This window comes from Polaromonas sp. (assembly GCF_029945685.1).
Classification (GTDB): Bacteria; Pseudomonadota; Gammaproteobacteria; order Burkholderiales; family Burkholderiaceae_C; genus Polaromonas.
On sequence record NZ_JAQSDA010000027.1, the window covers coordinates 344077 to 358014 of the forward strand.

The 13938-nt window shown below is 64.8% G+C and carries 13 protein-coding genes; 2 read left to right on the forward strand and 11 right to left on the reverse strand.

Annotated elements, in window-relative coordinates; genetic code table 11:
• Positions 1-112: 112 nt before the first annotated feature.
• The gene (katG, locus tag PSV26_RS20075; RefSeq protein ID WP_300573443.1) at positions 113-2287 is read left to right on the forward strand and encodes a catalase/peroxidase HPI; all 2175 of its coding nucleotides are present in this window, start codon (positions 113-115) and stop codon (positions 2285-2287) included.
• A gap of 299 nt (positions 2288-2586) precedes the next feature.
• Here the strand turns inward: katG and PSV26_RS20080 are convergent, their stop codons facing one another.
• The 9 genes from PSV26_RS20080 to PSV26_RS20120 form a co-directional block, all read right to left on the reverse strand.
• Positions 2587-2826 carry a hypothetical protein gene (locus PSV26_RS20080; RefSeq protein WP_300573446.1) on the reverse strand — a complete coding sequence of 80 codons (240 nt, stop codon included), beginning with the start codon at positions 2824-2826 and terminating at the stop codon, positions 2587-2589.
• Between the two features lie 51 nt (positions 2827-2877).
• On the reverse strand, positions 2878-3258 hold the full coding sequence (locus PSV26_RS20085; RefSeq protein WP_300513322.1) for a rhodanese-like domain-containing protein: 381 nt from the start codon (positions 3256-3258) through the stop codon (positions 2878-2880).
• A gap of 87 nt (positions 3259-3345) precedes the next feature.
• Positions 3346-4692 (reverse strand): DUF3422 family protein, encoded by a 1347-nt coding sequence (locus PSV26_RS20090; protein WP_300573449.1) that lies wholly within the window; start codon positions 4690-4692, stop codon positions 3346-3348.
• A 112-nt stretch (positions 4693-4804) separates the two neighbouring features.
• The gene (locus PSV26_RS20095; protein ID WP_300573451.1) at positions 4805-5251 is read right to left on the reverse strand and encodes an OsmC family protein; all 447 of its coding nucleotides are present in this window, start codon (positions 5249-5251) and stop codon (positions 4805-4807) included.
• Positions 5252-5253: 2 nt separating this feature from the next.
• The gene (locus PSV26_RS20100; protein ID WP_300513328.1) at positions 5254-5478 is read right to left on the reverse strand and encodes a DUF2892 domain-containing protein; all 225 of its coding nucleotides are present in this window, start codon (positions 5476-5478) and stop codon (positions 5254-5256) included.
• A 39-nt stretch (positions 5479-5517) separates the two neighbouring features.
• Entirely contained in the window at positions 5518-6789 is a 1272-nt protein-coding gene (locus PSV26_RS20105; RefSeq protein WP_300573453.1) for an FAD/NAD(P)-binding oxidoreductase, read from the reverse strand.
• Positions 6790-6830: 41 nt separating this feature from the next.
• Entirely contained in the window at positions 6831-10127 is a 3297-nt protein-coding gene (locus PSV26_RS20110) for an efflux RND transporter permease subunit (RefSeq protein WP_300573456.1), read from the reverse strand.
• A gap of 7 nt (positions 10128-10134) precedes the next feature.
• The gene (locus PSV26_RS20115) at positions 10135-11211 is read right to left on the reverse strand and encodes an efflux RND transporter periplasmic adaptor subunit (protein WP_300573459.1); all 1077 of its coding nucleotides are present in this window, start codon (positions 11209-11211) and stop codon (positions 10135-10137) included.
• A 156-nt stretch (positions 11212-11367) separates the two neighbouring features.
• A complete protein-coding gene (locus PSV26_RS20120) occupies positions 11368-12228 on the reverse strand; it encodes an MBL fold metallo-hydrolase (RefSeq protein ID WP_300573462.1) in 861 nt (286 codons plus the stop codon).
• A gap of 101 nt (positions 12229-12329) precedes the next feature.
• Here PSV26_RS20120 and PSV26_RS20125 point away from each other — a divergent pair, with 101 nt between their 5' ends.
• Positions 12330-12662: a metalloregulator ArsR/SmtB family transcription factor gene (locus PSV26_RS20125; protein ID WP_300573465.1), complete on the forward strand. Its 333-nt coding sequence runs from the start codon at positions 12330-12332 to the stop codon at positions 12660-12662.
• Positions 12663-12674: 12 nt separating this feature from the next.
• On the opposite strand, the gene PSV26_RS20130 is transcribed toward PSV26_RS20125, so the two are convergent.
• Both PSV26_RS20130 and PSV26_RS20135 read right to left on the reverse strand, forming a co-directional pair.
• Entirely contained in the window at positions 12675-13013 is a 339-nt protein-coding gene (locus tag PSV26_RS20130; RefSeq protein ID WP_300573468.1) for a chaperone modulator CbpM, read from the reverse strand.
• Complete coding sequence (locus PSV26_RS20135; RefSeq protein ID WP_300513341.1) at positions 12994-13920, reverse strand: J domain-containing protein; 927 nt, start codon at positions 13918-13920, stop codon at positions 12994-12996. The genes PSV26_RS20130 and PSV26_RS20135 overlap by 20 nt, the downstream gene beginning before the upstream one ends.
• Positions 13921-13938 lie beyond the last annotated feature (18 nt).

Consider the following 13938-nt stretch of genomic DNA (forward strand, 5'->3'; position numbering starts at 1 on the left):
AAGGTGGCCCGCAGTGTTTGTTTTTTCAAGCCTTGCGCACGGCAGGCTCTTCGCAGCCCGATCGTCCCACTTTGGCGAACTTCAATAAACGATGCCTTGAACGGAAATTTATATGGACTCGAAAATTATGAACACTGCCGGCAAATGCCCGGTGGTGCACGGCGGCAATACAAGCACCGGCAACTCGAACATGGCGTGGTGGCCGAAGGCGCTGAACCTGGACATTCTTCATCAGCACGACACCAAGACCAATCCCATGGGCGAGGACTTCAAGTACCGGGAAGAAGTCAGGAAACTCGACGTGGCAGCGCTCAAGAAGGATCTGACCGCCTTCATGACCGACAGCAAGGACTGGTGGCCCGCTGACTGGGGCCACTATGGCGGCCTCATGATTCGCATGGCCTGGCACTCGGCCGGCTCTTACCGCATCGCCGACGGCCGCGGCGGCGCCGGCACCGGCAACCAGCGCTTCGCGCCGCTGAACTCCTGGCCCGACAACGTGAACCTGGACAAGGCCCGCCGGCTGCTCTGGCCGATCAAGAAAAAATACGGCAACAAGCTCAGCTGGGCTGACCTGATCGTCCTGGCCGGTACTGTGGCCTATGAATCCATGGGCCTGAAGACCTTCGGATTTGCCTTTGGCCGCGCCGACATCTGGCATCCGGAAGAGGACATCTACTGGGGCGCCGAAAAAGAGTGGCTGGCCCCCAGCGGCAGCGAAAACAGCCGCTACTCCGGCGAGCGCGATCTGGAAAACCCGCTGGCTGCCGTGATGATGGGCCTGATCTACGTCAACCCGGAAGGCGTGGACGGCAAGCCTGACCCGCTCAGGACAGCGCAGGACGTGCGCGTGACATTCCTGCGCATGGCGATGAATGACGAAGAAACCGTGGCCCTGACCGCCGGGGGACACACGGTGGGTAAATCCCATGGCAATGGCGATGCCAAACTGCTGGGCCCCGTCCCGGAGGGCGCCGATGTGGACGAACAAGGCCTGGGCTGGATGAACAAAACCACCCGCAGCATCGGCCGCGACACCATGTCCAGCGGCATCGAAGGCGCCTGGACGACCCACCCCACCCAGTGGGACAACGGCTACTTCCAGCTGCTGCTCGGTTATGACTGGGAACTCACCAAGAGCCCGGCGGGCGCCTGGCAGTACAAGCCGGTGAACATCCGGCCAGAAGACATGCCGGTGGACGTGGAAGACCCCTCTATCCGCTGCATGCCCATGATGACCGACGCCGACATGGCCATGAAGATGGACCCGGCCTACCGGGTGATTGCCGAACGTTTCCACAAGGACCCCGACTACTTCTCGAAAGTCTTTGCCCGCGCCTGGTTCAAGCTGACCCACCGCGACCTGGGCCCGAAGGCGCGCTACATCGGCCCCGAGGTGCCCGAGGAAAACCTGATCTGGCAGGACCCGGTACCCGCAGGCCGCACCGACTACGACGTGGCGGCGGTGAAGGCAAAAATTGCAGCCAGCGGCCTGAGCGTCAGCGAGATGGTCACCACCGCCTGGGACAGCGCCCGCACCTACCGTGGTTCGGACATGCGCGGTGGCGCCAACGGTGCCCGCATCCGGCTGGCCCCGCAAAAAGACTGGGAAGGCAACGAGCCTGCGCGTCTGGCCAGGGTGCTTGGCGTGCTTGAAGGTATTGCGGCTGAGAGTGGCGCCAGTGTGGCGGACGTGATTGTGCTGGCCGGCAACCTCGGCGTGGAGCAGGCGGCCACGGCTTCCGGGGTCGACATCACGGTCCCGTTCTCTGCAGGCCGTGGTGATGCGACCCAGGATGCCACGGACATCGAGTCGTTCGAGGCGCTGGAGCCGGTGCATGACGCCTACCGCAACTGGCTCAAGAAGGACTATGCCGTGAGCGCCGAAGAGTTGATGCTCGACCGTACGCAGCTGATGGGTTTGACCGCCCATGAGATGACGGCGCTGGTGGGAGGCCTGCGCGTTCTGGGCACCAACCACGGTGGTACCCGGCACGGCGTGCTGACCGATCGCGCCGGTGCCTTGACCAACGATTTCTTCGTGAACCTGACCGACATGGCCTACACGTGGAAGCCCACCGGCCAGAACCTGTACGACATCTGCGACCGCAAGACGGGTCGAGTCAAGTGGACAGCCACCCGGGTGGATCTGGTGTTCGGCTCCAACGCCATCCTGCGCGCCTATGCCGAGGTCTACGCGCAGGACGACAACCATGAAAAGTTCGTGAAGGACTTTGTCGCCGCATGGACCAAGGTCATGAACGCTGACCGCTTCGACCTGGTCTGAAGTCCGGGCTGAGGTCTGGCAGACATCCCCACGTCACGCGTAGCGCGGCGCGGGGTCCTTCCGGTGCCATCGACCAGGTGACGCGTGTCCCGTGCCGGGCTTTGCGGGCCCCGGCCATGAGTCACAGTGGCAGCGGTGCACGCACGGTCGCTGACCACAATTTGCTACTTATTTGATAGCTGCTTGCGCGATACAGGAAAGGGCTGGGGCCACTTTTTATCACTATTGCGATGCTGCAAGCGCCGCCGGAGGGCAGTGCAGCACCCGGTCATGACCCGTCAGGCCCGGCGTCGGCAGGCTCAGTGCTCCCCTGCTGCAGCGCGTGCGCCGGTCACCCGGCGCCAGAGTCGCAGCACCAGCAGCGCCGAGGGTAGGGCGTGAATGAACAGGTCGAAGATGTCCAGGGGTCGGGACAGCGTGCCCTGACCCAGCATCCGCACTTTTTCAATCAGGTGCGGCTCGGGTGTGATCGGCGCCACAGCCATCCAAAGGGCCAGGACGACCAGCCATACCAGCGGAATGCGGTCCAGCCACCTCATGGCCCGGCCTCCCGCAGCCGCGGCGGCCCAGCCAGACGAACAGGCAGATCATCATTCAAAGGACGGCGCCTCCGGCTTGACCACCGGCTTGCCGGCCGCCACCCAGCCATCGATGCCGCCGGCAATCGACTGCACGTTCAGGTAGCCCATCTCGTGCAAAGCGGCGCCGCACAGGGCGGCGCGGCCGCTGGTCTTGCAATACAGCACGATCTTCAGGTCACGCGGCTGCAGTGCCGGGGTACCGCTGAACTTGAATTCAAGCAGGCCGCGCGGGACGAGCACCGCGCCGGCCAGATGACCGGCTGCGTATTCGTCGGCTTCACGCACGTCCACCAGCAGGTCGGCATCACGCACGGCGGCTTCAGCGTCTGGCAGAGCGATTTCCTGCACGCGGGTTTTGGCAGCGGCAACGAGATCATGGGCGGTTTTCATGGAATGGCTCCTGGTAACAAAGTGAAGAATCGGATTGGGAACAGGTCGGGCAGCATGCACCCGGCGCGTGCGCCGGATCCCGGAAGTTCAGGGTGCGCGGATTTTTTCGTGGATGCGGCGCGTGGTGCGCCACACACCCCACAACACCAGCGGGATCAGGGCCCCGGCGGCGATTTCCGGGTTGACGGGCGCACCTGCGGCCTTGAACGCCTTGCCCACATACAGCAGCAGGCTCACCACGTAATACGAGATGGCCGCAATCGACAGGCCCTCCACTGTGGATTGCAGACGCAGTTGCAGTTCCTGCCCGCGCGTGAGTTTTTCCAGCAGTTGCTGGTTCTGCACCTCGGTGGCGATGTCCACCCGCGTGCGCAGCAGCGCGCTGGTGCGCGACACCCGCCCGGACAGGGAAGCCAGCCGCTGCGCGGTAGCCTCCACCGTGGCCATGGCCGGCGACAGGCGGCGCTGCATGAATTCACCGAGGAGCTGGGTGCCTGGAATCGGTTTTTCGCGCAGCTCCGCGATGCGCTGACCGACCAGCGCACTGTAAGCACGCGTGGCCGAGAAGCGGTAGCTATGCTCGGCCGTGGCCCGCTCCACGCGGGCCGCCAGCGACACCAGCGTGTCCAGCAGGTCCTGGTCCGAGGCTGACTTGTTTTCCAGTCGCGCCGTGATCTCGGCCAGTTGCCCTTCGGCCTCGGCCAGCATCGGGCCCAGCGCCTTGGCCACGGGCAGGCCGCGCAGCGCCATCAGCCGGTAGGTTTCGAGTTCCAGCAGGCGCTGGGAGATGCGGCCGGCACGCATGTCGGTCATGCCCGGTGGGGCGATCACCAGCATGCGCTCGAACCCATCGGCGCCCAGGTGGAATTCGGTCACCGCCCACGAGTGGCCGTTGCCCAGCTGCGAGGCCACCACGGACCGGCCGCCGAACCAGGCCAGTGCCTGTGCCATCAGCGCCGCCTCGCCGGAAAGGTCGCCGTGAACCATGGCCAGCTGGATGGCGGCCACCGTTTTCCCGGGAATGCCCGGCAACCAGCCCGGCGCCACCACCGGGGCAGCCAGCAGGGGCGGCTCGGTGGCACCCAGCAGCGCGCTGGCAGGCAGCGCCTGCACGACGGCGTAACGCGTAAACTCGGTGTGACGTTCCCACTGTACGGTGTAGCCTTCGCAGTGCAGGCTCAGGAAGTTGCCGTTCAGGCTGTCCTGCGGCAAATCCTGCTGACCCGGCAGCCGTCGCAGATGCTCACATTCCTGCTCGCGCGTCACGCCGGCGTTGAGCACCGCCACATAAATAATGAGTGCCGGTAGCCGCACGCGGGCCGACGGCCGCGCATGCAGTTCGTTGTGCAGCACGGCACGCTGCGCGTCGTCGGGCGGCAGCAGGGCAAAGGACGCAGCGGAGAAGGCAGCAGTGGAAGGCAGGCTGGGAGTCATGACCGGATACTACCGTTTTGATAGCGGCCTGCGTTTTCCCTATAAGGGCCAAGGCCAGTTTTCATGAGGACCGCACCAATGGAAAGCGGAAGGCGTGGAAGATCGACACGGTCTATTTCAGGCGCTGCCCGGTACTGTCGGAAATCTCGATGGTGATCGGGATGCCCTGCCCGACGCTCTGGGTGACGGTGCAGAAGGCCTCAAACTGCTCAATCACGCGCTCCAGGTGCTGCAGCGAGGCCGCCGGTACGCCCAGCGTCAACCGGGCGGTCATGGCCAGCACACGCAGGCGCCCTTCCGAGTTGCGGCCCACCTGCGAGGTGATGTCGCAGCGTATCGGCTCCGGGGCCTGCTTGAACTTGCGCAGCGCAAACAGCAGCGAATCGCTCAGGCAGTTTCCGACGGCGGCGCTGAGAAGCTGCACCGGCGAGGGCCCGAGGCCGGTCCCCAGTGGCGCCGGCTCATCACCGGTCAGTAGCGGTATGTCGCCACCGAAGTGGATGTCAAACCGGTAGTCGTGCTGCTGGACCAGGCTGACCTGGACGAGGGTGTCGCTCATGGTCAGGTACCGCAGGACACTTTGGACTCAGGCACACCCAGCTTCTTCAAGATGAAGCCGAGCGGGCAGACGTTGGTGAAACCGAACTGGAACAGGTTAAAGCCGACAAAGGCGGTGAAGGCCAGGGCCCACTTGCTCACGAACAGCGGGCTGCCCTCGATACCGAGTGCGAGCGAAGCCAGGATGAACAGGCCAGCAATGATGCGGATGTAACGTTCGACGGTCATGAAATTCTCCAGAGAGTTAAAAAAAAGAAAAAGCGGGTTTTATTTCAGGCGCACGATGCCCAGGAGCTTGAGCACGTACTTCTCATACACCGGCTCCGAGTTGCCGGTCTTCATCTTGCGGATGAAATATTTCTCGAATGCGATCTTGGCCAGGTGCACCCATTTGCCCTTCTTGAACCAGTTCACGTTACGCGGCGGTATCTGCGGCAGGGCCACAAAGGCAGCCCCCGTGTCGCCCATGTCGGCCAGACAGATCGCATTCCAGGTGGCCTTGGCCTGCACCGGCCGGCCGGCAATTTCGTCGGCGATGTTGTGGGTGATGGCGGTCACCATGGTTTCGATCATGTAGCCGGTCTTGGGAGCACCCGTCGGCACCGGCGTGACCTCCACCGGCGGGATGGCGACGCAGACGCCGGCCGCAAAGATGTTGGGCCAGGCCTTGCTGCGCTGGTGTTCGTCGATCAGCACGAAGCCGCGCGGGTTGCACAGCCCCGGCACCGCCGCCACCGCGTCCACGCCCTTGAAGGCCGGCAGCATCATGGACAGCTTGAACGGGACCTCATGCTCCTTGTACACATTGCCGAGGTCATCGACCTGGGTGACAAACATTTTCCCGTCCTCGACACGCGTGGTCTTGGCGTTGGTGATCCACTTCATGTCGTGGCCGCGCATCTCCGACTCCATCATGGACTTGCTGTCGCCGACACCGCCCAGGCCCAGGTGGCCGATGTAGGGCTCGCTGGTCACGAAGGTGATGGGCACCAGGTGGCGCAGCTTGCGCTTGCGCAGGTCGGCGTCGAGGATGAAGGCGAATTCGTAGGCCGGCCCGAAACAGCTGGCCATCGGCATGGCACCGATGACGACCGGGCCGGGGTTCTTGAGGAACTCCTGGTATTCCGCCCAGAAGGCCTCCGCGTGCGCCACGGTGCACACGGAATGGGTGTGTCCGCCGTGGGGGCCGGCACCCGGAACCTCGTCGAAGCTGAGCTTGGGACCGGTGGTGATCACCAGGTAGTCGTAGTCCAGGCTGTCGCCGCCTTCCAGCGTCAGGCGCCTGGCCTCGGCGTCGATGGTGGTGACGGCCTTGGGCACAAAGGCAATGCCCTTGCGCTCCAGCAGAGGGGCGATCTTCAGCACGATGTCGTCCCGCTTGCGCCAGCCCACCGCCACCCAGGGGTTGGAAGGCACGAACTGGAAATAGTCCACCGCGCTGACCACCGTGATCTTGTGCTCCGGCGGCAGCAGCTCCCGCATTTCGTAGGCAGCCGGCATGCCGCCTATTCCGGCACCCATGATGATGATGTTGGCCATGTCTTGTCTCCGTGGTTCAGGTTGAAAAATCAGTCCGTCGCTCAGGCATCCATGCGCGCAGCCGGCGGGGCCACCCGGTGCTGGTACAGCGCGAAATAGAGAACCGGAATGACCACCAGTGTCAGCAACGTGGACACCAGGATGCCGAAGATCAGCGCAATGGCCAGACCGTTGAAGATGGGATCGTCCAGGATGAAAAAGGCGCCTATCATGGCGGCCAGGCCGGTCAGCGCAATCGGCTGGGCGCGCACGGCGGCCGAGCTCACCACGGCCTCCTTGAAGGCCATGCCCTGCGCGACCTGCAGCTCAATGAAGTCCACCAGCAGGATGGAGTTGCGCACGATGATGCCGGCCAGCGCGATCATTCCGATCATGCTGGTGGCCGTGAACTGGGCATTGAGCAGCGCGTGCCCCGGCATCACGCCAATGATGGTCAGAGGAATGGGCGCCATGATCACCAGCGGCGCCAGGTAACTCTTGAACTGCGCCACCACCAGCAGGTAGATCAGGATCAAACCCACGCCGTAGGCGGTGCCCATGTCGCGGAAGGTTTCATAGGTGATCTGCGACTCGCCGTCCCATTTGATGGCGTACTGGCGGTAGGGATCGGAGGGCTGGTGGATCCAGTATTCACCGAGCTCGCCGGTGTTGGGAAGCGCCGCCTGTGCCAGCTTGGGCCGAATGCCGAACAGGCCGTAGAGCGGCGAGTCGAGCTTGCCCGCCATGTCGCCAAAGACATAACTGACCGGCTGCAGGTCCTTGGTGAACAGCGGCTTGTTGATCACGCCCCGGTCCACACGCACGAGCTCCGACAGCGGCACCATGCGGCCGTTGGCGGCCTTCATGGGCAGCGCCAGCAGGGCATCAAGCCCCACCTGACTGTCCAGCGGCAGTTGCAGGCGGACCGGCACCGGGTTCTTGGACTGGCCATCGTGCATGTAGGCGGCATCCGCGCCAGAAAGCGCACCCTGCACCGTCTGGGCAATCGCCGCCACAGGAATGCCCAGCGACTCGGCGCGCTGGCGGCGCACCGTGAGGTGCGCGCGCGGCGCGTCTTCCTTGAGCGAGGTGTCGATACCCACGATGTCGGGCGTGGCCGCAAAGGCGGCGGCAATGCGCCGGGCCAGTGCCTGGCGGCCGGCCTCGTCCGGGCCGTAGACCTCGGCCACCAGCGGGCTCATGACCGGCGGGCCGGGCGGCACTTCCACCACCTTGACCCGGGCCTGGTGGCGCGCGCCGATTTTTTCCAGTTCCGGGCGCAGGCGCTGGGCGATCACATGGCTCTTGTCGCTGCGGTGATGCTTGTCGACCAGGTTGACCTGCAGGTCGCCCTGCTCGGCCTCGGCACGCAGGTAGTACTGGCGCACCAGGCCGTTGAAGGTGATCGGGCTGGCCGTCCCGGCATAACCCTGCAGGTCACGCACCTCGGGCTGTTGCGCCAGGAAGGCGCCGAGTTCGTGCAGGGCTGCCGCGGTGTTTTCCAGCGGCGTGCCGGCCGGCATGTCCACCACCACCTGGAACTCGCTCTTGTTGTCAAAGGGCAGCATCTTGAGCACCACCCACTGGACCATGGTCAGGCCGACCGAGAGCAGCAGGGCGACCAGGATGCCGGCCAGCAGCAACCAGCGTTTGCGCGCGCTGTCGAGCAGGGGCGTGAGGACGCGCGTGAAAAAGCGTTGCAGCCTGGGACCCAGCCCGCCGGGCGCTGCCGCGACCTCATGGCCGTGCCCGCCGCCGTGCGGCTTCATGAGTTTGAGCGCCAGCCACGGCGTGACCGTGAAGGCAATAGCCAGCGAAATCGCCATGCCGAGGCTGGAGTTGATCGGGATCGGGCTCATGTAAGGCCCCATCAGGCCGCTCACAAAGGCCATGGGCAGCAGTGCGGCAATCACCGTAAGGGTCGCCAGAATGGTCGGCCCGCCGACCTCGTCGACCGCACCGGGAATGATCTCGGCCAGCGATTTCTCCGGGTAGAGCTGCTGGTGGCGGTGGATGTTTTCCACCACCACGATCGCGTCGTCCACCAGGATACCGATGGAGAAAATCAGCGCGAACAGCGACACGCGGTTCAGCGTGAAACCCCAGGCCCAGCTGGCAAACAGCGTGGCCATCAGCGTCAGGATCACGGCCGCACCGACAATCACGGCCTCCCGGCGTCCCAGGGCGAAACCCACCAGCAAAATCACCGAGCCCGTGGCAAAGGCCAGCTTCTGGATCAGCTTGTTGGCTTTTTCTGCCGCCGTTTCGCCATAGTCGCGCGTGACGGTGGTCTGGATGTTGGCCGGGATCACCGTGTTGCGCAGCTCCTCCAGGCGGGCATTGGCCGCACGCGCGACATCCACGGCGTTTTCGCCGGGCTTCTTGGTCACGGTCAGCGTCACCGCAGGGTAGACCTGCCCCGCAGACGGTGGCGCTGCGGCCGCCGGACCGGCATCCGTCACGGCGGCGCCCGGCGTGAACCACACATAACGCTGCGGCAATTGGGCGCCGGCCTCAATGCGGGCCACCTCGCTCAGATAAACCGGCTTGCCGTTGCTGACACCGACGACCAGGGAGCCGATCTCTTCGGCGGAAGAGAGAAACTCGCCGGTCTCCACGCTGAGCATCTGCGGCGTCGGGCCCGAAGGGTCCAGCACCGAACCCGAAGGCATACCGAAATTGGCAGCGGCCAGCGTCTGCTTGAGTCCCAGCACATCGACCCCGCGTTCGCGCAGGCGCACCGGATCCAGCCACACGTGCACGGCACGGCCCGGGCCGCCTATGGTTTGCACTTCACGTGCGCCCGGCACGCGTTTGAGTTCCATCTCCAGGGTGCGCGCCACCCGCTCGAGATCGTTGGCGGCCAGTGCATCGCCGCTCCAGAGCGTGACGGCCAGCACCGGCACGTCGTCGATGCCCTTGGGCTTGACGATGGGCGCGAGTGTGCCCAGGTCACGCGGCAACCAGTCCTGGTTGGCGTTGAGCACGTCGTACAGGCGCACCAGCGCCTCGGTGCGCGGCACACCCACCTTGAACTGCACCGTCAGCACGGCCAGGCCAGGCCGGGCCACAGAATAGGTATGCTCGATGCCCGCAATCTGGCTGAGCACCTGCTCGGCGGGCCGGGCCACCATGTTCTGCACGTTTTCGCTGCTGGCCCCGGGAAACGGGATCAGCACGTTGGCCATGGTCACGTTGATCTGCGGCTCTTCCTCGCGCGGGGTGACCAGCACGGCAAACAAGCCCAGTAGCAGGGCCATCAGTGCCAGCAGCGGCGTGATGGCATTGGACTGGAAGGCCGCCGCCATGCGACCTGAGGTGCCGAGGCGGGTGGAACCGGAAGATGTGTGGTCGTTCATGGCCACCTCAGCGCGCAGCGGTCTGCGGACGGGCACCGGCCAGCCCGGCGCGCACCGGGTCCAGCGCCACGCTGTCCCCGGCGGACAGGCCGGCCAGCACCTCCACGCCGGCCGCGCCATGGTCGGCGCCCAGCCGTACCGCCCGGAGCGAGAAACCCTGTCCGGCCACGACATACACCGCGGTCAGCTCACCACGCCGGACCACGGCCGAGGCCGGCAACACCATGCGCTCGGACGCGCCACCGACAAAACGCACACGCACCTGCTGGCCCGGCACCAGACCCTCCGCGCCGGCGCTCGGCAGCTCCAGCCGCCACTCGATGGTCTGCGATACCGGGTCCGCCGAGGGCAATACACTGCGGGCCACCGGGACCAGCCACTGCGAGCCGGTCTTGCCGGCCGGACCCTGGATGTCCACCCGGCTGGCCGACCGGGCAATGTCGCCCAGCGACGCCGGAACCTGCACCACGGCACGCAAAGGCAGCGGCGCATACAGCGTCAGCAGGGGCGTCCCCGGCATGGCCAGGTCGCCCGCTTCGCTCAGGGTCTGCAACACCCAGCCGTCATAAGGCGCTGACACGCGCGTGAAACCCTGCGCCAGTGCCGACTGACGGGAACCGGCGGCGGCCTGGTCGCGCCCGGCCTGCGCGGCGTTGAGCTGCGTATTGGCGGTGTCGAGTGCAGCCTTGCTGACAAACCCCATGGCTTGCAGCTCACGGGAACGCTCGGCGTTGGCCCGGGCATTGCGCAACTCGGCCTCGGCCTGCGCCACCTGCGCCTGACTGCGCTGAACGCCGGTCTGGGTCTCGCGGTCGTCAATGGTGGCCAGCAACTGTCCGGCACGAACCCGGTCCCCCGCCTTCACCAGCAAGGAGGCCACACGTCCCGAAGCCTGCGCCGACAAGGTGCTTTGCTGCACCGGCTGGACCACACCGTCGAGCTCGAAGCCCGTGGGTACCGCCTTCGCCCGGATCTGCACCACCGGCACCTCAACGGCTGTAGCAGCGAGTGCCGAAGCAGCGCTGAGCGTCAGGCCCAGCAGCACGGCGAGCACCGGAGAAGCGGGAAACCGAAAATTTTTCATCATTTGTCCTTTGTCATGCGCGAGGTCGCCGGGCGTCAGCGCCGCGGCCTGCTTTTCATAGTGGGTTCAATAGCTGTTTCTGCACTTGCTTCATGTCAATGTCCCGCTTCTTTTGCAGCCATGCATCTTCTTTTTCGAATGGGAAGTCGCGCTGAATCACAGTGCGTTGAGCGGAATCTTCAGGTAGGAGACGCCGTTGTCCTCGGCCGGGGGCATCTCGCCGGCGCGGATATTGACCTGCACCGACGGCAGGATCAGGTTGGGCATGTCAAGGGTGGCGTCCCGGGCGGTGCGCATCTTCACGAACTCTTCTTCGTCCACGCCGTCATGGACATGGATGTTCCTGGCCCGCTGCTCGGCAACCGTGGTTTCCCACGCCGGAGACCTGCCTGCGGGCGGGTAGTCGTGGCACATGAACAGGCGGGTTTCAGGCGGAAAGTCCAGCAGCTTGCGCACGGAACGGTACAGGACGGAGGCGTCCCCGCCAGGAAAGTCACAGCGTGCCGTGCCGACATCGGGCATGAACAGGGTGTCGCCGACAAATACGGCATCGCCGAGACGGTAGGCCATGCAGGCCGGCGTATGGCCGGGGACGGACAAGGCGCGCATCTCGAGTGCACCGATGGCCAGGGTCTCGCCATCCTGCACCAAGTGGTCGAACTGGCGACCATCGGTCTGGAATCCGGGCTCGAGGTTGAAGATATGCTTGAAGGTGGCCTGCACCTGGGTGATGGCCGCCCCGATGGCGATCTTCCCGCCCAGCTTCCCGCGCAGATAGTGGGCGGCAGACAGGTGGTCCGCATGGGCATGGGTTTCCAGAATCCACGCCACCTGCAGCCTGTTGTCCCGCACGAAAACCGCCAGTTTGTCGGCAGAGGTGGTACGGGTGCGGCCGGACCTGGCGTCGTAGTCGAGCACGGCGTCGACGATGGCGCAGGCCCCGCCCTGCTTCTCATGAACCACGTGGCTGACGGTCCAGGTGTCGGGGTCAAAAAAGCTGGTGACAATCGGTGCCATGTCTTGTTTTCCGGTTTGTTCCATTTTGATTTTCAAAGTATATTTAAATACATTATATTTGTCAATATAATATCACTATCGCAAATCAAAAGGAGTTTTTCATGCCCGCAGACACCGTGATGGATCTCGGCAACCTGCGCAGTTCTGCCGATGCCGCCTGCCGACTGATGAAAGTGCTTTCCAATCCGGATCGCCTGCTCCTGCTGTGCCAGCTGGCCCAGGGCGAGATGCGCGTCGGCGAGTTGGAGGAGTCGGTCGGCATTCTGCAGCCCACACTGTCGCAACAGCTTGGCGTGTTGCGCGACGAGGGCGTGGTCAGCACCCGCCGCGACGGCAAGGCCATTTATTACCGCATCGACAGCCCGCAGGCGCTCGACGTGATGAAGGTTCTCTACGACCAGTTCTGCAGCGTTCCCGGCAAGAAAAAGCGCTGACGCCCGCTGGACCTAACGAGGTTCGGCCGGCGCGTTGCCGGGCAGTTGCGCCTGCAGGGACAGCAGCTGGCGCTCCAGCGCCTCGATGCGGTTCAGGTAACCAAGCATGAGCCCGACCGTGAACAGATCCAGGTCGAAATCCTGGCGCAGCTTGCCAGCCGTGCGGAGCGGCACGACGCATTCGGCACTGAACAGGCGCTCCTGGCGCCCATCCCCCATCGGCACAAGGACGCCATAGTCCGTCAGTTCGTCCAGTTCATCCACGCTCATGGCGCAGATCTGTGCGAGTTCAGCCAGGGTCACAGCCTCGCGTGCGTCGAGCCAGGCAACGTCAAACAGCTGTTTTTCCATAAGACTTCTCCGTGCCCGCTGGTTCGCGCGGGTTGAAATGCGAGGTTTTTGCCAACTCCCCGAAGAGCTCGCGCTCCCGTTCGGTCAGGTGGGCGGGCACGTCAATGCGCACGGCGGCGTACAGGTCGCCACGCCCGCTGCGGCCATCGGCCAGACCCCGGCCCCGCAGGCGCAGCTTGCGGCCCGAGTGTGTTCCCGGTGGCACGGTGAGAACCACCGGGCCGTCCAGCGTCGGCACTTCCACTTCCGCGCCGAGCGCTGCTTCCCAGGGTGTCAGCGCCAGATCAAAGTACAGGTCGTGGTGATCCGGACGAAACACCTGATGCGGCGCCAGTGTGATGTGCAGGTAAATGTCGCCATCGGTACCGCCGTTGCTGCCCTTTCCACCCTTGCCCCGCAAGCGCAGCTTCTGGCCCTCGGTCACGCCGGGCGGAATAGTGACTTCCAGCATGCGTTCACCTTCATCATCGGCCAGATTGAGACTGACGCTGGCGCCCCGGTGCGCGTCTTCCACCGTGATGCGAATGCTGGTCTCATAGTCACGACCGCGCATCGGCACAGGACCCCGGGCCGACCTTTGCCCCCGGCCCATCGCCGCCAGCAGATCGGCCAGATCAACCCCCTCGAACCCCTGGCCGTCCGCACCGAAATCCTGGCGCCACTGCGGCGGCGGCGCGAACTCCTCCCCGGCAGGACGGCGTCCCAACTGGTCGTAAGCCGCACGTTTTTCGGGGTCCTTGAGCGTCGCATACGCTTCCCCCGCTTCCTTGAAGCGGGCCTCGGCATCGGGCGCCTTGGACACGTCGGGATGGTGTTGGCGCGCGAGCTTGCGGTAGGCCTTCTTGATCTGCTCGGCGTCCGCGTCGCGGGGCACACCCAGAGCGGCGTAATAGTCCTTGTACTTCATGCCAGGGCTCGCCGCTCA

Bases quoted from the DNA above. Each gene is read 5' to 3' on its own strand.
- PSV26_RS20090 (WP_300573449.1), bottom strand. From the start codon at position 4,692: ATGACTCCCAGCCTGCCTTCCACTGCTGCCTTCTCCGCTGCGTCCTTT.
- PSV26_RS20105 (WP_300573453.1), bottom strand. From the start codon at position 6,789: ATGGCCAACATCATCATCATGGGTGCCGGAATAGGCGGCATGCCGGCT.
- PSV26_RS20110 (WP_300573456.1), bottom strand. From the start codon at position 10,127: ATGAACGACCACACATCTTCCGGTTCCACCCGCCTCGGCACCTCAGGT.
- PSV26_RS20115 (WP_300573459.1), bottom strand. From the start codon at position 11,211: ATGAAAAATTTTCGGTTTCCCGCTTCTCCGGTGCTCGCCGTGCTGCTG.
- katG (WP_300573443.1), top strand. From the start codon at position 113: ATGGACTCGAAAATTATGAACACTGCCGGCAAATGCCCGGTGGTGCAC.
- PSV26_RS20100 (WP_300513328.1), bottom strand. From the start codon at position 5,478: ATGACCGTCGAACGTTACATCCGCATCATTGCTGGCCTGTTCATCCTG.
- PSV26_RS20095 (WP_300573451.1), bottom strand. From the start codon at position 5,251: ATGAGCGACACCCTCGTCCAGGTCAGCCTGGTCCAGCAGCACGACTAC.
- PSV26_RS20085 (WP_300513322.1), bottom strand. From the start codon at position 3,258: ATGAAAACCGCCCATGATCTCGTTGCCGCTGCCAAAACCCGCGTGCAG.
- PSV26_RS20080 (WP_300573446.1), bottom strand. From the start codon at position 2,826: ATGAGGTGGCTGGACCGCATTCCGCTGGTATGGCTGGTCGTCCTGGCC.
- PSV26_RS20120 (WP_300573462.1), bottom strand. From the start codon at position 12,228: ATGGCACCGATTGTCACCAGCTTTTTTGACCCCGACACCTGGACCGTC.
- PSV26_RS20130 (WP_300573468.1), bottom strand. From the start codon at position 13,013: ATGGAAAAACAGCTGTTTGACGTTGCCTGGCTCGACGCACGCGAGGCT.
- PSV26_RS20135 (WP_300513341.1), bottom strand. From the start codon at position 13,920: ATGAAGTACAAGGACTATTACGCCGCTCTGGGTGTGCCCCGCGACGCG.
- PSV26_RS20125 (WP_300573465.1), top strand. From the start codon at position 12,330: ATGCCCGCAGACACCGTGATGGATCTCGGCAACCTGCGCAGTTCTGCC.